This is a genomic window from Flavobacterium sp. 28YEA47A (assembly GCF_041262125.1).
GTDB lineage: Bacteria > Bacteroidota > Bacteroidia > Flavobacteriales > Flavobacteriaceae > Flavobacterium.
The window spans coordinates 33,059-51,268 of sequence record NZ_JBGCCI010000009.1 but is presented as its reverse complement, the minus strand read 5'-3'; the positions used below and the strand labels follow the sequence as shown (position 1 = coordinate 51,268).

Genomic DNA, 18,210 nt, shown 5'->3' with positions numbered 1-18,210 from the left:
CAAGGCTTTTTCTTTTTCAGAGCATTTTATTTATTCTTTTCAGGCGTTTTATCTGTTCTGTAATAATACTGGTCATTAGTATTGTTATTTCCATATTGGCTGCCGCTTCCGTAATAATAAGTGTTCCCGTAATTTCCAGCATAATCATTATCTTTTACACTTCCCATCATGTCAACGATTTCACCGCGACGGTTGTAAATAAGTTGCAGTCCGCCTATCTGAGATAGGGCATAACGGTTATAAGTCATATAAACGGTACCAATTCTTTTAATTCTGTTATAGGCATCGTAGTTTACAAATACGTTTCCAATTCTTCTGATTCTGCCTTGTCCGTCATGTTCAATTTTTACGCCTTGTCCGTTTCGCACGCCAGGAGCACCATAGGTTGTATTTACATTAGCACTTGAGCTTCTTCTGCCGTTTCTATAATAAATCGCATCATTAGTAGTAACGGTTGGCTCTGTATTAAAATCAAATTGCCCGTCAGGAAAAACATAAAATGTAATTCCTCTTTCTACGAAGGCAATCGGTTCATCCATATCAAAGTTTGCAATGAAATTCTTTTCACCCAAATAATGAGTTGTTTCCGCATTTGCTATGTTTCCAACGAATAAAATGCTAGCCACTAAGAGAGTAATTTTTTTCATGATCAAAAGAATTAAAATTTTGCCTACTCTTTCGATTTTCAGCTTTTTCGAACCTTAAAAAATCAAGGTTATTTATAGCTATCCAATTTACATGCCAAAACTTTTCCGAATTAGTAACTAAAAAAGAAAAATCCCGATAGTTTTTTGCTATCGGGATTAATATCAGTGATTTATGTTTTGAAATAAAATTTGATTATCGGTTCAAAATAATCTTTTTTGTTGTTTTCAAGGCTCCGTTTTCGATAGTAAGTATATAAACTCCATCTGAAAAATTATCAATATTGAGTACTTCGTTTGTATTTGATGTTTCTTTCGTAAGTATTCTTCTTCCCTGAATATCGTTCAGATATAAAGTAGTCTTTCCAGAGTTGGCAGGCAGGTTTACATTTAAGATTCCTTTCGATGGATTTGGATAGACAGAAATGTTCGCCAATTGGCTGTCTGCAATGCTAAGGCTGGAAGGAGTAACATTACAGAAACTCAGGTTGAAATCATTGATAAAGCCACCGTCGCCATTATATTTATCGATAGCATATAATGTCCACACACCGTCAGCAGGAAGATTGTTGAAATTGCTTAAAGGCTCTAAAGGGCGTACGGTTCCAGAAATTGAAGGAGTAGTTGATCTGCATGTAAATGGATTACCTGCGTCGCTCAGTGTGGCAACAATATCATCGTTGTCTCCGCAAGGTTCTTCAAATAATTTGATGAAAGGCGCACCAATAGCTTCCGGTCCTTCCAGATAAATAGTCATGTCTTCAATATAGGTATGGGCAATGTTTATTGTTGCAGTAAGGTTTCCAACGGTCATACCGCCTGTGACAACAATAGGAACAGAGCCTACTGCATTTGCGGTAGAGGCTATTGTTGCATCAGAGAAATCTGTCGCATAAAAAACCTGTCCACAATTCAAAGTTCCGGTTTGGAAATTATATATGGTGCTTGAGGTGGCAGTTGCGCATCTGTTTTTTGGCAGAACTCTCCAATAATAGTTGTACTCTGGTGTAAGATTATTTAAAAAATAAGACGTTTCGGTTACTTCCTGATTTACGATTAAATTTCCAAAACCAGTATCGGTTGCTACCTGAATAATATAGGACTCTGCATTTACGGAAGATGCCCAATCTAATCGCAACGAAGGAGCCACGCCTGTTTTATTGTTTACAGGACTTAAAAGTGTGCTGTTTTGGAAAGTCGTGTTATAGATTTTCAGATTTACATATTTCGTTTCTATATCGGTTCCACGTGCTCCTCTAAGACCAATAGTATAATCACCAGCAGGGACATTATTCAGGTTCGAAATCATCATTGACAGGGCTTCATTTGTTGATGAAGAGGTATTGCTTAAACTACCGGAAGCTCCCGCAGGAAGACCTATTATTGAAAAATTAGTATTTTCTGCCGTAGTAGTAGTATGTTGGAAGTTATATATGGCAACGCTATTGCTACACACTGTTTGGTCTTCAGAAAGTGATGCCAATGCAAAAGTTGAATTTACGCCGGTAACAATAAGAGAAAAATTTTGAGGGCCTAGAGCCAAAGTTCCCTTGTGTGTTACAGTTATAGTATAAGTTCCTGATGCAGCTGGAATATTTATTTTTTCAATATTGTCTACATTATTATCACCATTATTTACCGCATTGGCATTAGGATTATTGGTCAATTTCCACGGAAAATAAGTGGAAGTTCCTTTTGTGATTCGGATATCCAGATCGTTTACCAAAGCAGGAGTTGAATTATTTAGAGAGCCATTATTTATTGTTCCCGGAACATCTGTCCATGCAATTGTTGCCTGTAGCGGTTCTGTACCATTTGAATTTACAGTCATTGTAAAAGTCTGTCCCTGTTGGAGGATTTCTTCAGAAATGGATGTTCCCAATCCATCGGCTGTAATGGTTTCAGCTGCTTTTTTAGCATTCAGTAATCCCCATCCAAAAACAGCATCTGGTCCAGGATTTCCGGCATCATCTGCTGTGTGGCAGGCTAACGCCTTTAAGGTTGCCGCTTTCATAAAGCGTTTATTTTTTATCTTATAATATTGCTGCAAAAGCAATAATGTTCCCGTTACGTTTGGAGAAGCCATAGATGTTCCGGAAAGTGTTCCGTAGGCAGAATCTGATGTTTCAAAAGTTGAATATAAGGTCGTGCCATTTCCTGTAATATCAGGCTTTATTCTAAAGTCATCAGTAGGTCCTTGGCTGCTTCCGGAATTAATAGAGACGCCCGTAAGGTTTCCATTGGTTGCAATAAACGCATCTTGCGCATTGGCAACAACCAAATTGTTTTTGGCTGTTTTATTTCCAGTCAATTTATCAAAACCTGCTGCCAGTGGATTTGGGTTTTCATCTTCTCCATTATTTCCGGCTGAAGCCACCATTAGGTAGTAAGGAGCATTGTAAGCGATTTCATCCCATGCTCTTGCGTCTGAAGTATAAGCTCCAATGTACCAAGATGGAACAAATTGCCCATTGTTGACAATTGGCACGCCGTAGGAGTGATTGGAAAGTAACATTCCGGATTGGATTTCAGCTAAAGCTTCGCTCTCATCATCTGTCCAGTTAAAAGTCCTTACCTGAGCCCTTGGTGCCATTCCTTTCGCATTAGGATCAATTCCTGCTGCTGCAATGGTTCCTGTAACGTGAGTGGAGTGAAAGTTATTTCCTGATGAGCTTGCAACGGCATCATTCACAGTAATTCTGCCGCCAAACTCTCTATGGGATGCCCTTACTTTTCCACCATCCCAAACACGGGCAACCATATCCTGTCCATCCAGATTTAATCCTAAAGCACCACCTGTATTTAAAAAGTTGGTTCTTGTTGATTTGGCTGCATTTTTATTATTTACGGAATAATATAGAGGGAATCCATCGGGAGTAAGCTTTATTAATTCATCAACAGTGCCGTTTTCATTTTTAATGAACTCAGGCCAGTTGTTCAATTTGGCAGCTTTTAGGGCTTGCCGCTTTTCAGAAGCGGCTTTTTTCCGATAAACTTCTTGTAATTCTTTTAGTTTTTTTAAATCGTAGTTTTTGGTAATTTGCTCGATATCTTTTTTATTCTGACTGTAACCGGCATAAGGAATTGAAAACAGAAATAGTAATGAAAGTATCTTAAAAACGGAAGTGGAATTTTTTGTCACTGGATATAATTATGTGTTTTTGAAAAATTCTTCCAAATATAGGGAATTGTCTTTTATTCAATAATGTTTTGAAAATTTTATTTCAAATGAAATTATAAACGGGCATATATAGATAAAAATATAATAATTGTCAATGTTTTGTGAAATAATCATAAATGATATACGGCTAAAAAGAAGCTAGGGTTTTATTTTTAGGAAAATCTTTTTGCTATTTTTATGACATGAAAAAACAGCCATTATTAGAAGTCAATACCCTGGAAATTTCTTTTAAGAAAGACGATGGCTACAAACCTATTATCAATTCTATAAGCTATGCACTGCAAAGCAATGAGATTTTGGGAATTGTAGGAGAATCGGGTTCAGGGAAATCTGTTTCTTCTCTGGCAGTTATGGGATTACTTCCTAAAAATATTTCTAAAATCACAAAGGGAGAAATTCTTTTTGAAGGGAGAAATGTAACCCAGTTTTCAAAAAAAGAACTCCAGAATTTAAGAGGGCGTGACATTTCGATGATTTTTCAGGAACCGATGAGTTCGCTGAATCCATCTTTAAAATGTGGATTTCAGGTAGAAGAGATGCTGTTGCAACACACCAAACTTTCCAAGAAAGAGATACACAAAGAAACCCTTGATTTATTTGACAGGGTGAAGCTGCCTAATCCGGAAAAAATTTATGAAAGTTATCCGCACCAGATTTCGGGCGGACAAAAACAGCGTGTTATGATTGCTATGGCTATAGCCTGCAAGCCAAAAATCCTGATAGCCGATGAACCAACAACCGCTCTGGACGTAACTGTACAGAAGGAAATTATCCAATTGCTGAGAGATATCCAACAGGAAACTGGAATGAGCATTATGTTTATTTCGCATGATCTGGCTTTGGTTTCTGAAATTGCAAACCGAGTATTGGTGATGTATAAGGGTGAAATTGTAGAACAAGGCATTGCCTCTGATGTTTTCCACAATCCGCAACATATCTATACAAAAGCATTAGTCAGCTCAAGACCATCACTTGATGTCCGCTTGAAAAGGCTTCCTACCATACAGGATTATCTGCAAAATTCAGTTAGTGAGGAAATTATTACATCGGATGAAAGGAAAAAGCTGCATGAAAAATTATATCATCAAACTCCGATTCTGGAAGTTAAAAATGTAGAAAAGGAATATTTTTCTTCAGCAGGACTTTTTGGAAAAAAAATTGGTTTCAAAGCGGTCAATGATGTCAGTTTTAAAATTTATGAAGGAGAAACTTTAGGTTTGGTTGGTGAATCAGGATGTGGAAAATCGACTTTAGGAAATGCGATTCTGCAATTAGACAAGGCAACGGCAGGCCAGATTTTTTACAGAGGTGTCGATATTATGAAGTTGCCAAAAGATGATATCAGAGCGTTACGAAAAGAAATTCAGATTATTTTTCAGGATCCGTATTCATCGTTGAACCCGAGGATTCCTGTTGGCAAAGCTATTATGGAACCGATGAAAGTCCATAAGTTGTATAAAAATGATGCTGAACGAAAAGCGAGGACAATAGAAATTTTAGAAAGAGTGGGTCTCGGTGCAGAATATTTCAATCGTTATCCGCATGAATTTTCAGGTGGACAAAGACAGCGAATAGGAATTGCCAGAACTATTGCTTTACAGCCCAAACTGATTGTTTGTGATGAATCGGTTTCTGCTTTGGATATTTCTGTTCAGGCACAGGTTTTGAATCTTTTGAATGAACTCAAAGAAAATTTCGGATTTACTTATATTTTTATTTCCCATGACTTGGCAGTTGTAAAATATATGTCGGATCAGGTTTTAGTAATGAACAAAGGCAAGATTGAAGAAATGGCAGATGCGGATGTGTTATATGATGATCCGCAGAAAGAATACACTAAAAAATTAATTGCAGCAATCCCAAAAGGGAATTAATTAAATTTATGAAATATATACTTATCACACTTTTTTTACTATGTGTTTCCTGTACGGATAAAAAAGAAGAAACTGTTGATGTTGCAACATCTTCAGATGTAGAAGTGGTTCCAACAACCGAGCCTAATTTTATACAGAAAGATTCATTATTGCTGGATTCCAAAGGAATCTCTGCCGATAAAGTTGTCATTACAGAAATAAAAAGAAGCTATGACAAAGACAGTATCGGTACTTCTTATTTTGAAATAGGTTTTTTTAAGAATAATAAGGTAATCTATACCTATCCTTCAAAGATTGTTTTTGGAATGGAAGGTGGGGCCGAATGGAATATCAATCAGGAATTCATGTCAGATTCAGAGAATGAAAATACTGACACTAGATTTATCCACTGTAACAATGGTATTGCTGCCTGCGGTTATACGCATACTCATTTCCTGTTCTTTTTAGATGAAAAGGGCGTACAATTGGTAACACAATGGGATTCTATGTGGGATGGAGGTTATGGTGTTGACCAGCGCTTTGAGCCTGATTTTAAAACCAAGCCGATGAAATCATTTTTCGCCAGGACAATTGAAGTGGCTTCTGATGAAACCGCAAATGATTCGATAGAAAGGGTAGTAGTTTCCTATGCGGATTCGGTTCGTTATAATTTTGAAAATGGGAAATGGAAAAAAATCCCGCTTACACAAAAAGGGAAGGTATACCGAAAGGAGAATTTTACTTTTGAGGAATATTACAAGCAATAAAAACAAAAGCCACAAGTTAATTTGTGGCTTTTGTTTTTTATATTAGTTGATAACCATTTCCGGAATAGTTCCTTCGATTATCAAGTTGCCTTCAGTGGCTTTTTTAATGTCTTCTACAGAAACGCCCGGAGCTCTTTCCAAAAGTTTGAATCCTTCAGGAACAATTTCCAGAACGGCCAATTCTGTTACTACTTTTTTCACGCATCCAACACCCGTTAAAGGAAGAGAACATCTTTTTAAAAGTTTTGATTCTCCCGCTTTGTTCACATGCATCATGGCAACGATAATATTTTCAGCAGAAGCTACCAAATCCATAGCGCCGCCCATTCCTTTTACCATTTTTCCAGGAATTTTCCAGTTGGCGATGTCACCGTTTTCAGAAACTTCCATAGCACCAAGAATGGTCAGGTCAACCTTTTGGCTTCGTATCATTCCGAAACTGAATGCGGAATCAAAAAAACTGGCTCCAGGAAGTGTCGTGATGGTTTGTTTTCCTGCGTTGATAACATCAGCATCTTCTTCGCCTTCAAAAGGGAAAGGTCCCATGCCCAATACTCCGTTTTCGCTTTGGAATTCTACCGAAATATCTTCACGAACATAATTGGCAACCAAAGTTGGGATACCGATTCCAAGGTTGACGAAATATTTATCTTTTACTTCTTTGGCGATTCGTTTTGCAATATCTTCTTTAGTAAGTGCCATAATTAGTTTTTTTGTCTGACAGTTCGTTGTTCAATTCTTTTCTCAAATTTTTCGCCTTGGAAAATGCGCTGTACCATGATTCCAGGAATGTGGATCTGGTTCGGATCTAATACTCCGGCCGGAACCAATTCTTCTACTTCTGCAATGGTGATTTTAGCAGCACCAGCCATACAAGCGTTAAAATTCCTTGCTGTTCCTTTAAAGATGAGGTTGCCTGCTTCATCGCCTTTCCATGCTTTCACAATAGAAAAATCAGCTTTGAAGGCTTCTTCCATGATGTGCATTTTTCCGTTGAATTCACGCGCTTCCTTACCTTCTGCGACTTCTGTACCATAACCGGCAGGTGTAAAGAATGCAGGGATTCCTGCTTGTGCAGCACGGCATTTTTCTGCCAACGTTCCTTGCGGTGTCAGTTCTACTTCCAGTTCACCTGAAAGCATCTGGCGTTCAAATTCAGCATTTTCTCCTACATAAGAAGAAATCATTTTTTTTATCTGGCGTTTTTGAAGCAATAAGCCTAATCCGAAATCATCAACTCCGGCATTGTTTGAGATACAGGTCAGATCTGTCACCTCAAGTTTTACTAATTCTGCGATACTGTTTTCTGGAATTCCACACAGACCGAAACCGCCAAGCATTATGGTCTGCCCATTTTGAATATCTTTCAGTGCATCAGAAACAGACGCTACTTTTTTATTAATCATATAATGAATGTTTGTTTTGGAGGATAAATATATAAAAAAACGCCTTAAAAAAGGCGTTTCTATTAAAAACGAAATTCTTCGGAATTTTGATCATCTGTATCGACATTTGTGGTGTCTTTTACGGCTGGTTTCCAACAATCTACTTTTATAGATAGGTTGGCCGGTCTTTCAAACGGTTCTTTGGAAACGTTTAATTCTTTATCAGCATAACATTTTTTCATGAATAGTCCCCATATTGGCAAGGCCATAACAGCTCCTTGACCATAAGTAATGCTCTTGAAGTGTGCAGAACGGTCTTCGTTTCCAACCCATACGCCTGTTGCCAGATTTGGAACCATACCAACAAACCATCCGTCAGATTGGTTCTGGGTTGTTCCCGTTTTTCCGGCAATCGGATTTCTAAGTACATACGGATAACCGGTCATCATTTCATAACCAAAACCGCCACCGTCTGTTCTTAAACGTCCTCCAGATCCTGATTCGGTAACACCTTCAAGGAGCTTGATAACAGCATATGCAATGTCTTTATTCAATACATCATGAGATTCTGGCACTGATTCATACAGAACAACGCCATTTTTATCTTCAATTCTAGTGATTACCTGAGGCTTTATATAAACACCCTGGTTAGCGAAAGTACTATAAGCTGCTACCATATCTTCAACAGTGATTTCTACGGCTCCTAAAGCAATAGAAGGTTGAGAAGGTATGTCTGATTTAACACCTAATTTTTTAACAAGGTCAATTACCGCATCCGGGCCTACCTTGTCAATCAATTTAGCCGAAACAGTATTGATAGATTGTGCTAACGCATATTTCAACGTTACCATTCCTTTATAAGTTCCGTTAGAGTTTCGCGGTGTCCATGTTTCGGTTACATTATGTCTGCCTTTTGGAATGGTATAAGGCGCATCGATGATGGAATCGCATGGAGAATAGCCCTGCTGTTCGATTGCCGCAGCATAAACAAATGGCTTAAAGGTAGAACCTACCTGTCTGGCACCTTGCCCTACGTGGTCGTATTGGAAATGTTTGTAATTGATACCACCAACCCAGGCTTTTACAAAACCTGTTTTCGGTTCCATAGCCATAACTCCGGTTTGAAGGAAGTGCTTGTAATATCGGATAGAATCGTTAGGTGTCATAACAGTATCACGTTCGCCTTTCCATGAAAACACGGTCATGTCTGTTTTGATACCGAATGATTTTATGATTTCGCTTTCGCTTTTTCCCTGATTGCTCATCTGTCTCCAACGCTCTGAAGCTCGTCTGGCGCGATCCATTAATCTTTCAGTTTCTGCATCTGATAATTTAATAAAAGGTGCATTTTTATTGGTTTTGGCCTGTTTGAAAAACTCTTGTTGCAGATTGGTTAAATGCGCATCAACAGCCTCTTCGGCATATTTCTGCATTCTTGAATCGATTGTTGTATAGATTTTCAGACCATCACGGTAAATGTCGTATTCTGTTCCGTCTTTTTTAGGATTGTTTTTTACCCATGTTTTCATGAAATCACGCAGGTATTCTCTGAAATAGGTCGCAATTCCTTCGTTATGGCTTTCAGGATGGTAGTCTAAAACCAACGGTTTTTTGGATAAAGATTCTTTTGCGGCTTCTTCCAAAAAGTTGTTTTTTACCATCTGCCCTAAAACAGTATTTCTTCTTTTAAAGACCAGTTCTTTTCTTTTTTCCTTGATAGGATTAAAAAGAGAAGGGTTTTTAAGCATTCCTACCAATACCGCTGCTTCTTCAATTTTCAGATCACGAGGTTCTTTCCCAAAATATACTTTTGCCGCAGAACGGATTCCAACTGCATTATTGACGAAGTCGGCTTTGTTAAAGTACATGGCAATAATTTCCTGTTTGGTATACTGTCTTTCCAAACGGGTAGCAATAATCCATTCTTTAACTTTCTGGATCATCCTGAAAGGTAGGAAACGGGAACCTTCTTTGTGGAAAAGCATTTTTGCCAATTGCTGTGTAATGGTACTCGCTCCACCGCTTGTTCCTAAGCTTGTCACGGCTCTTAAAGTTCCTCTTGCATCGATTCCTGAGTGTTCGTAAAAACGCTCGTCTTCGGTAGCTACCAACGCATCAACCAAATGTTTTGGAAGATCAGAGTATTTTATAGCAGTTCTGTTTTCGTTATAAAATTTTCCGATAGTTTCTCCATCGGAAGAAATGATTTCAGTAGCCAGATTGGATTCCGGATTTTCAAGATCTTCAAAGGAAGGCATTGAGCCAAAAAGTCCCCATGAGGCAAATAGAAAAATCAGGACAACTCCTACCATAGTGTATAGGAATATTTTCCAGAACTTCTTATTGTAGTAAGCTACGTCCTTAACTTGTTGTGTATTGTTCTTTTTTTTAGTTGCCATAACTGCTAATCTAATTTTTCTATTCTAAAGCCGACTTCTGTTATTCCTGCCAATGACTCTACTCCATTTACTTTTCCTGTCTGGCGGAGTGCCTGCATTATGCCAATTTTATAGTCTCCTAAGGATTTGAATTTGTATTTTTCTTTAAAATAAAGCTTGCTTTCTTTTACATCGGAAAATCCTTCGCCCAATAGGCTTCCGTCCGGATTGGCCATTTGGTATTCGAGCGTATCAACTTTGGTTAATCCGCCCGGCGCTTCCATAGCAACTATTAAAAAGATATTGTTGAAAGGGAAGTCGTTGTTAGAACGCAGATTTATAAACAAGTTATAGGCTTTCGTAGTGTCCTGGCTGTTATAAGTAAATGACGCAATGCTGTCTTTGTGCCATTCTTTTCCAACCGACTTATATTGGTCGAAAACCCTTTTCTTGTCGCAGGAAACCAAAAGTATTGCTGCAAAAACAAATAGTAAGCTATTTTTTAGGCTCATTTTTTGGACGGTTGTTGTTATTGTTGTTTTTGTTATCCGGTTTTTTTTCGTTTGCAGGCTTTTGTGGCCTGTTTTTCTGATTATTCCGGTTGTTATTATTCTTATTCGGATTTGCGTTCGGATTTTTGTTTTCGGTTACCGGTTTTTCTGCAACAGGACTGTCTGCCGTTGCTGTCTGTTTGCGTTTTTTCGGTCTTTTCTTTTTCTTTGGCTGGTCGAAACGCGTCAAGCTTTCCTGTCCTACAGCATTGTTGAAATCCTTTTCTGGCTCCTCAGTTACCTCAAGTACATAATCTTCTAACGAAGAAACTTTCTTTTTCTGTTTGTTTTCCGCAATAATTTCATTGACCTGTTCTACCTTAAGAACATGCCAGTTTGCAAAATTATTGGTATAGGCAAACCACATAAGACCTTTGAAAATGTCTTGTTTTTGGCAAATAGCATCACCTTTTTCGGTTATCAATTTGATGTCGAAATCAGGAAAATGCTGTAAGGCGTCCATATAAGTGTCCAACTCATAATTAAGACAGCATTTTAATTTTCCACACTGTCCCGCCAATTTTTGTGGGTTTAACGACAGTTGCTGGTATCTTGCCGCTGAGGTATTGACACTTCTGAAATCGGTCAGCCATGTCGAACAGCATAGTTCCCTTCCGCAAGATCCGATTCCGCCTAAACGGGCGGCTTCCTGACGAAAACCTACTTGTTTCATTTCAATTCTAGTGCTGAATTCTCTGGCAAAATCTTTAATCAGCTGCCTGAAATCAACACGGTCATTGGCAGTATAGTAAAAGGTAGCTTTTGAACCATCGCCTTGAAATTCGATATCAGAAATTTTCATTTCCAATTTTAGGGCAATAGCTATTTCGCGTGCTCTGACTTTCATCGGTTCTTCCTTGGCACGAGCTTCAGACCAGATGTCGATATCCTTTTGGGTTGCCTTGCGATAAATCTTAAGAATCTCATTGCTCGTAGGGTTTACCGACTTTTTCTTCATTTGTATCTTTACCAATTCTCCGGTCAGGGTTACAATTCCAACATCGTGTCCGGGAGAAGATTCTGTTGCCACAATATCTCCCATACTTAGAGAAAGTTTTTCAGGATTTCTGTAAAATTCCTTCCTCCCATTCTTAAAACGTATTTCTACGCAGTCAAATTGAGTCTCTCCGTTTGGAAGGCTCATGTTTGACAGCCAGTCAAATACGGTTAATTTGTTGCAGCTATCGGTGCCGCAAGTCCCTTTATTTTGACAGCCTTTTGGCGCACTGCCATCAGACGTTGAACAACTGGTACAAGCCATAATTTTATATAGATGTCACGATTAACGCAACTTAAAATTCGTAAAATGATTTTGTGCGTAAAGATAGTATTTTTAGTTTTAATGATACAAAGCCTGTAATTTGTTGCCATTCAGCAGAAAAACAAAAACCTATTGCAGATTCCCGCAATAGGTTTAACGTAAATAAAACAGAAATATTTTTAGTCTAAGACTTTATAAAGCTTATCAGAAAGGCGAATTCTGAAAGGAAGAGATAAGGTTATTTTGTCTCCAGGTTTTGCAGACGTTCCTTCTGCACCATCCACAAACATTTTGGTTATCTGTAATTCCTGGTTTCCGGTTGAAGGACCAGAAATGATAATTTTGTCGCCAATTTTCAATTCGTCCTTTTCAATCAAGAATTGCCCGATTTCAGATTTTACAAAATAGTGTTCTGCTTTTCCAATCAGTGCTTTCTTTATTTTGATTTTTTGTCGGATGTCTTTTGGCTTAACCGCTTCAAGAGTATTGTCGCCGGCTTTTGCTAGAGGCGTATCCGATAATTCTCCAGAATGTTTGAATTTTAATTTTTCAGATTTTCCTTTTCTGAAAATCATGTTTCCATTTTTTACACCGCGACGCAATTTTACTTGATCCGCCAGTGACATATGGATAATTTCCTGACATTCTGTAGAACAGCAGTTTTCCATGACGGCCTTACAGTCATCACATTGGATGAATAATAAATGACAGCCTTCATTTTCGCAATTCGTATGATTGTCACACGGTTTTCCACATTGGTGGCATTGTGAAATGATATCATCAGTAATTCGTTCGCCTAACCTGTGGTCAAAAACGAAATTCTTTCCAATGAATTTGCTTTCTATATTTTCTTCCTTGATTTGCTTGGCATAATTAATAATACCGCCCTCGAGTTGGAAGACATTTTTAAATCCCTGGTGTTTGAAATAGGCAGAAGCTTTTTCACAACGAATTCCTCCGGTACAGTACATGACCAGATTTTTATCTTCTTTATGGTCTTTTAATTGCTCGTTGATTATGGGCAACGATTCGCGGAATGTTTCAACATCAGGTGTGATGGCTCCTTTGAAATGCCCGATTTCACTTTCATAGTGATTTCTAAAATCAACAACAATAGTATTCGGGTCTTCTAAAATCTGATTGAATTCTTTAGCTTTTAGGTGTACACCAATATTAGTTACGTCAAAAGTATCATCATTTAATCCGTCAGCTACAATTTTATCTCGGACTTTAACAGTCAATTTCAAGAAAGAATGGTCGTCGTGCTCCACTGCTACGTTCAGGCGTATATCTTTCATGAAATCATATTTTTCTAATGTTTCACGAAAAGCTTCCAAATTTTCCGCAGGAATAGACATCTGGGCATTGATTCCTTCTTTGGCTACATACGTTCGGCCAAGGGCGTCAAGCTCATTCCAGGCTATAAATAAATCGTCGCGAAATTTTTTCGGGTCTTCAATTTTGGCATACGCATAGAATGACAGCGTGAGTCGCTGTTTGCCGGCCTCGTCAATAAGTGCCGCTCTTTCTTCTGCGCTTAAAGTGTTGTACAGTTGCATGCTATAAACGTTTTAAGTTGAGAGAATTATGTCGATTTTTTTAAATCTGGTGCAAAAATAGGACTTTTATCTAAGAATCGAAAATGACATTTGTCATGTTTCGGGAATCCTTTTTAAAAACAGAACCCTTTCAGCGTTTAAAACGCTGAAAGGGTTGGTTTGATATAAAGATGTTTAAATCTCTTAGCAGAATTCTGTGTAAGCATCTTTTAGGTTCTCAGCAATCATTTCAGCTGGACGACCTTCGATGTGGTGGCGCTCCAACATGTGAACTAATTCACCATCTTTGAAAAGTGCCATACTAGGAGAAGAAGGAGGGAAAGGGAACATAAATCCACGTGCTGCATCTACAGCTTCCTTATCAACTCCAGCAAAAACAGTTACTAAATGGTCTGGTTTTTTAACACCATCCAAGCTCATTTTTGCGCCTGGACGAGCATTTCTTGCAGCACATCCGCAAACTGAATTTACAACAACCAAAGTGGTGCCTGATTTTGCAATTGCGTTTTCAACTGCACCGGCACTATATAATTCTTCAAAACCTGCGTCAGCCAATTCAGCACGCATTGGTTTTACCATTTCTTCTGGATACATAACTTCTGTTAGTTTAAAGTTTAAGAATACAAAGTTACGAAGTTTTGAGGTGCTGTAAAAAAATAGAGTATAAAGATTTGTTATAGTTTCATAAGCGATTTTATATTCTGATTCTTCTGACTAATGCCTGAAGAAAAGGTGTTTTTGGGCATTTGGAAATGACACGAATGTCTTCGGTAAATGAAGTTTCTTCATCCAGAAATTTAAAAATAAGTGCCGGATTTCCTTTTTGAAACATGGAGGAAAAGATGCGGCTTCCGATATGGTTTTTCCGATCCAGGATATCTAATAACAGCAAGTCATAAAACCAAAATCTGGTTTTTTTATGGAATTTTCTGAAATCATTTTCAGTTAATAGAAAAGCAACCAGTTCTTTTGATTTTTTTGAGGCATTCTTAAAAGTATAACCGGTACTGGCTTTTGTCCATCCGCCAGCACTTCCTATATTCACTAGGTTTTTAGTGTTTTTTTGCCAAAAAGGATAACAGGTCATCGGAATTGCACCCTGTTCTTTCTCAATCAATTCGTAATTTGTAATTCCTAATTTTTTGAAATAGTCCCGGATTTCGTTTTCATATTCATTTTCCGGAAGCAGATCTTTTGAAAATAAGGTGTATTCTACCAATGCTTCCGATTTTGAAAAAGGTAATACATACATAAATCGCGTATTTCCTTTTTGGGCTACCGAAAAATCCATGAAAGTAGCTTTTTCGGGATCGAAAAGAGGTTCTTTAGCCTTGATTTTCCATCCAATAAAATGCTGTTGCAAGTAAGGATATTTTTTTTGTGCAGTAATTTCCTGTAGATCTAAGATACTATTGAAAAGCTTATCACAGTAGTATTTTTCTGTTTCCGTTTCTACCAAAACATCGTCATTATCTTCTGTGAAGCGGATAATTTTTTGAGATAAGAATTCAATGTTGTGTTCTTTTGAAATTGCTTCAAAAACATGTTGGTAAAAATCCAACCCTTGTATCATCTTGTATTGATAGGGATTTAGATTTAAATCACGTGTAAAACCCATATCCGAAAAAATAGCGGTATTCCATTTTTTGTATACAAGATGTTCGTAATCTCCATTTGGTTTTTCCCAAAAGCACCAGGTTCGGTCGTTGTTTTTTTTCAAGTCGGTATCCAATAGAAGAATTTTCTTTTCTTTGAATTTTCCTGAAAGTACCATCTGGTAGACAGTCATCAAAGCAGACAGTCCCGATCCCGCAAAAATGTAATGGTACTTTTTCATATTCCAAAAATAGCGAATATTTTATCGGATTTTATTCAGAACCTGAAGCAGATCTTTCGCATTCATATACGATTGAAGCTGTGCGGCTATCGAATAATCCGGATTCAGGATAGCAATTGTCGGATAAGTCGTGTTTCCATTTTTTTCAGCCAAAGCCGTAGCCAATTCATGAATGCCTGAATTGTTTCCTTTTGGCTTGAATTTAAAGACCGTTTTATTAAAAAAGACATCCTTTTTGTTTTCTGCATCAAAAGAAATAAAATAAAAATTCTGGTTCAGGGTTGCTATGATTTCTTTGTTTTTAAAAGTCGTGTTTTCCATCATCTTACAGAATTTGCACCAATCCGTATGTATAAAAATAACATATGGCTTGGGAGTGTCTGAGGCTAGTTTTTCTGCTTCTTCAAAAGTATGCGTGTTGAGTTGGGCAAAAGTTGGGACTGCCGTTAAAAATGCTAGTATGACAAACCACTTTTTCATAATTATTTCAAAGTATATCGCACGCCAAAAAAGCTTCGGATGCCTTGATTTGGGCCATAGACATAACTTGGGTCAAAAGTCAAAGCATACGGATTGTCTGGCGTAGGTAGGACATTTCCTTGCGGACCGTATTGTACATTTTTATCAAAAGGATCGTTCGCTCTTGCAATGATAAAAGGATTCCCTTTGTTTGGTGTCCAGTTCAATAAGTTCTTGATGCCCATATAAATTTCGACATCTTTTATTTTATTGTAAGTGAATTGGATGTTCTGTATGCTCCATGTAGGCGAATATTCTTTTCTCGGGTCCAGTTCTCCAAGCAGTGGCAATCGCATCGGACCGTAGACGTTTCCGGTATAGTCGATATCGAGAAATAATTTTGGAATACGATAGGAAATAGCCCAGGTTCCTGAAAACTTTTCCGTGAGGATTTGTCTTGTCTTGATGTTGTTTTCGGTTTTAGAAACATCCATATAGGTAGCTCCAAGAATAAGTTTTAATCCGTTTTGGAAAACAATGTCTATGTTAGTGCTAACTCCGGTAGTTACGGCATGACCGTCTAAGTTTTTATAAATAATCTTATTCGGGTCAGTGTCATAATCGGGTAGGATAGAATTTGTGAAATACGTATACCAGGCAGCGGTTTCAAGACCAATATAAGTACCATTTTCAGTATAGATTTTCTTCAGGTAATTGATGTTGGCATTATATGATTTCTCCGGTTTTAGTTCTTCTGCAATAACAACTTCCCTGGATCCGGTCAAAGCGGCGTGTTCTTCTGTAAATAAATTCACTACTCTAAATCCTGTTCCTGCATTCAAGCGGATAATGTCATTATCGGTTGCCTTGAATTTATAGGCAAAACGAGGTGTAAAAATGGAACCGTGGTCGCTGTTATAGTCATATCGAGCGCCAAGTAGGATGCTGTGCTTGTCGTTGAACTTGATTTCGTCCTGTGCAAAAATGCTCGGAATCCAGGTTTTGTCAGCAGTTGAAGTAGCAGGCGTATTGTCGTTGTAAAATTGATAACGGACAGCAGTTCCAAAAAGCAAATCGTGGTTGGAAATTTTCTTATCCCAGGTCAATTGTCCAAAACCGATTCGCTGCTGGGCCATATAGGGCGTGTTACCATAGACGGAATTTTGGTCATGGTCTGTATATGAAAAAGAGAACAGCATTTTTTCTTCAATAGGAAGTTCATAGGCTCCTAATAATTCATATCTTTTGGTGTAAATGATTTCACCATAAACTTCATCACCGCCACGGTATTTTTTCTCCCATTGCATTTCGCCTCCCCAGCGGTCTTCATAAAAATAACGGCCGGCAAGCGAAAATAATTTGTTGCTTTTCCTGCCCAGGTTCCATTTTTGAAAGACAGAAATACGGTGTTGTAGCGTAACATCTGTAAAATTATCATGGTTGTTGTCTATCGGGTTGCTGTAATTGAAATAGTTGACACCTAATAAGACCGAAGAATTTTTGCCTAAGTTTCCTTTAAATCCTGCATCCAGGTTGACTTCGCCCCAGGAGTTGCTGAAGCCGTCTATTGAAAATCGTGGAGCATTGGATGGGCTTTTAGTAATGATGTTGATTAGTCCGCCAACGGCTTCGCTTCCATATAAGGATGATGCCGGACCTTTTACAATTTCAATGCGTTCTAATAGCGAGTTCGGGATTCCGGATAATCCGTAAACTGTTGATAATCCGCTAACGATAGGCATTCCATCAATCAATACCAATGTATAAGGTCCTTCCAGTCCGTTGATGTGGATGTCACCCGTGTTACAGATATTGCAATTCAGCTGAGGGCGTACTCCATTCACATTCTGTAATGCTTCAAAAATATTAGCGGTTGGGTTTTTCTTGAAATAAGAAGGCTTGTATACTTCTACGGGAACCGGACTTTCCAATCGGCTGACGGGTTTTAAAGTACCGCTGACAACGACTTCTTCCAGAGAATTTTTGTCGTTTTCCAATTCCGCATTCCAACTCAGAATTTCGTCTTTTTTAATAGTAATATTTTTTTTCAAGGTTTTGTTGCCCACATAAGCTATTTGGATTTTATAATTCCCGGCAGGAATGTTTTCGATTTTATAATGACCCAAGCTATCTGAGGAAGCGCCAAAGTTTGTTCCCAAGATTTTGATATCAGCATCGGTAATAGCAATTCCATCTGAAGTAATTTTTCCGGAAAGAGTACCTTTTTCTTGTGCGTAAAAGTTTTGAAAAGAAAAGATTAATAATAGTAAAATTATATTTTTCATTTAAGTCAAATTATTTTTAGACAAAACTAAAAATTATATTTTACTAAGCA

14 protein-coding genes are annotated in these 18,210 nt (G+C 37.9%); 2 read left to right on the top strand and 12 right to left on the bottom strand.

The genetic code is table 11. The features are described 5' to 3' along the window. Positions 1–26: 26 nt before the first annotated feature. The gene (locus tag ABH942_RS13430) at positions 27–647 is read right to left on the bottom strand and encodes a hypothetical protein (protein WP_370032794.1); all 621 of its coding nucleotides are present in this window, start codon (positions 645–647) and stop codon (positions 27–29) included. A 193-nt stretch (positions 648–840) separates the two neighbouring features. Continuing rightward, positions 841–3,786 (bottom strand): S8 family serine peptidase, encoded by a 2,946-nt coding sequence (locus ABH942_RS13425; protein WP_370032792.1) that lies wholly within the window; start codon positions 3,784–3,786, stop codon positions 841–843. Positions 3,787–4,007: 221 nt separating this feature from the next. On the opposite strand from ABH942_RS13425, the gene ABH942_RS13420 reads away from it, so the two are divergent. Continuing rightward, positions 4,008–5,699: an ABC transporter ATP-binding protein gene (locus ABH942_RS13420; protein ID WP_370032790.1), complete on the top strand. Its 1,692-nt coding sequence runs from the start codon at positions 4,008–4,010 to the stop codon at positions 5,697–5,699. A gap of 8 nt (positions 5,700–5,707) precedes the next feature. Then, a complete protein-coding gene (locus ABH942_RS13415) occupies positions 5,708–6,445 on the top strand; it encodes a hypothetical protein (protein WP_370032788.1) in 738 nt (245 codons plus the stop codon). 42 nt (positions 6,446–6,487) lie between these two features. Here the strand turns inward: ABH942_RS13415 and ABH942_RS13410 are convergent, their stop codons facing one another. From ABH942_RS13410 to ABH942_RS13365, 10 genes are all read right to left on the bottom strand, one after another. Beyond that, complete coding sequence (locus tag ABH942_RS13410) at positions 6,488–7,147, bottom strand: 3-oxoacid CoA-transferase subunit B (RefSeq protein WP_139999058.1); 660 nt, start codon at positions 7,145–7,147, stop codon at positions 6,488–6,490. A gap of 2 nt (positions 7,148–7,149) precedes the next feature. Next, positions 7,150–7,851, bottom strand: a complete 702-nt coding sequence (locus tag ABH942_RS13405; RefSeq protein WP_139999060.1) for a CoA transferase subunit A — start codon at positions 7,849–7,851, stop codon at positions 7,150–7,152. 62 nt (positions 7,852–7,913) lie between these two features. Further along, positions 7,914–10,229, bottom strand: coding sequence for a penicillin-binding protein 1A (locus ABH942_RS13400; protein WP_370032786.1), 2,316 nt, complete (start codon positions 10,227–10,229; stop codon positions 7,914–7,916). 5 nt (positions 10,230–10,234) lie between these two features. Continuing rightward, complete coding sequence (locus ABH942_RS13395) at positions 10,235–10,720, bottom strand: gliding motility lipoprotein GldH (RefSeq protein WP_370032784.1); 486 nt, start codon at positions 10,718–10,720, stop codon at positions 10,235–10,237. Beyond that, positions 10,704–12,020: a stage 0 sporulation family protein gene (locus tag ABH942_RS13390; protein WP_370032782.1), complete on the bottom strand. Its 1,317-nt coding sequence runs from the start codon at positions 12,018–12,020 to the stop codon at positions 10,704–10,706. The genes ABH942_RS13395 and ABH942_RS13390 overlap by 17 nt, the downstream gene beginning before the upstream one ends. A gap of 179 nt (positions 12,021–12,199) precedes the next feature. Further along, entirely contained in the window at positions 12,200–13,579 is a 1,380-nt protein-coding gene (locus ABH942_RS13385; RefSeq protein ID WP_370032780.1) for a rhodanese-related sulfurtransferase, read from the bottom strand. Positions 13,580–13,762: 183 nt separating this feature from the next. Continuing rightward, entirely contained in the window at positions 13,763–14,173 is a 411-nt protein-coding gene (locus tag ABH942_RS13380; RefSeq protein WP_370032778.1) for a BrxA/BrxB family bacilliredoxin, read from the bottom strand. A 100-nt stretch (positions 14,174–14,273) separates the two neighbouring features. Further along, positions 14,274–15,416 carry a lycopene cyclase family protein gene (locus tag ABH942_RS13375; protein ID WP_370032776.1) on the bottom strand — a complete coding sequence of 381 codons (1,143 nt, stop codon included), beginning with the start codon at positions 15,414–15,416 and terminating at the stop codon, positions 14,274–14,276. 21 nt (positions 15,417–15,437) lie between these two features. Continuing rightward, entirely contained in the window at positions 15,438–15,896 is a 459-nt protein-coding gene (locus ABH942_RS13370) for a thioredoxin family protein (protein ID WP_370032774.1), read from the bottom strand. Positions 15,897–15,898: 2 nt separating this feature from the next. Beyond that, positions 15,899–18,160, bottom strand: a complete 2,262-nt coding sequence (locus ABH942_RS13365) for a TonB-dependent receptor domain-containing protein (RefSeq protein WP_370032772.1) — start codon at positions 18,158–18,160, stop codon at positions 15,899–15,901. Positions 18,161–18,210: the final 50 nt, after the last annotated feature.

Coding starts and splice junctions, on each gene's coding strand:
- ABH942_RS13420 (WP_370032790.1), top strand. CDS start 4,008: ATGAAAAAACAGCCATTATTAGAAGTCAATACCCTGGAAATTTCTTTT.
- ABH942_RS13415 (WP_370032788.1), top strand. CDS start 5,708: ATGAAATATATACTTATCACACTTTTTTTACTATGTGTTTCCTGTACG.
- ABH942_RS13390 (WP_370032782.1), bottom strand. CDS start 12,020: ATGGCTTGTACCAGTTGTTCAACGTCTGATGGCAGTGCGCCAAAAGGC.
- ABH942_RS13385 (WP_370032780.1), bottom strand. CDS start 13,579: ATGCAACTGTACAACACTTTAAGCGCAGAAGAAAGAGCGGCACTTATT.
- ABH942_RS13370 (WP_370032774.1), bottom strand. CDS start 15,896: ATGAAAAAGTGGTTTGTCATACTAGCATTTTTAACGGCAGTCCCAACT.
- ABH942_RS13365 (WP_370032772.1), bottom strand. CDS start 18,160: ATGAAAAATATAATTTTACTATTATTAATCTTTTCTTTTCAAAACTTT.
- ABH942_RS13405 (WP_139999060.1), bottom strand. CDS start 7,851: ATGATTAATAAAAAAGTAGCGTCTGTTTCTGATGCACTGAAAGATATT.
- ABH942_RS13400 (WP_370032786.1), bottom strand. CDS start 10,229: ATGGCAACTAAAAAAAAGAACAATACACAACAAGTTAAGGACGTAGCT.
- ABH942_RS13375 (WP_370032776.1), bottom strand. CDS start 15,416: ATGAAAAAGTACCATTACATTTTTGCGGGATCGGGACTGTCTGCTTTG.
- ABH942_RS13410 (WP_139999058.1), bottom strand. CDS start 7,147: ATGGCACTTACTAAAGAAGATATTGCAAAACGAATCGCCAAAGAAGTA.
- ABH942_RS13395 (WP_370032784.1), bottom strand. CDS start 10,720: ATGAGCCTAAAAAATAGCTTACTATTTGTTTTTGCAGCAATACTTTTG.
- ABH942_RS13380 (WP_370032778.1), bottom strand. CDS start 14,173: ATGTATCCAGAAGAAATGGTAAAACCAATGCGTGCTGAATTGGCTGAC.
- ABH942_RS13430 (WP_370032794.1), bottom strand. CDS start 647: ATGAAAAAAATTACTCTCTTAGTGGCTAGCATTTTATTCGTTGGAAAC.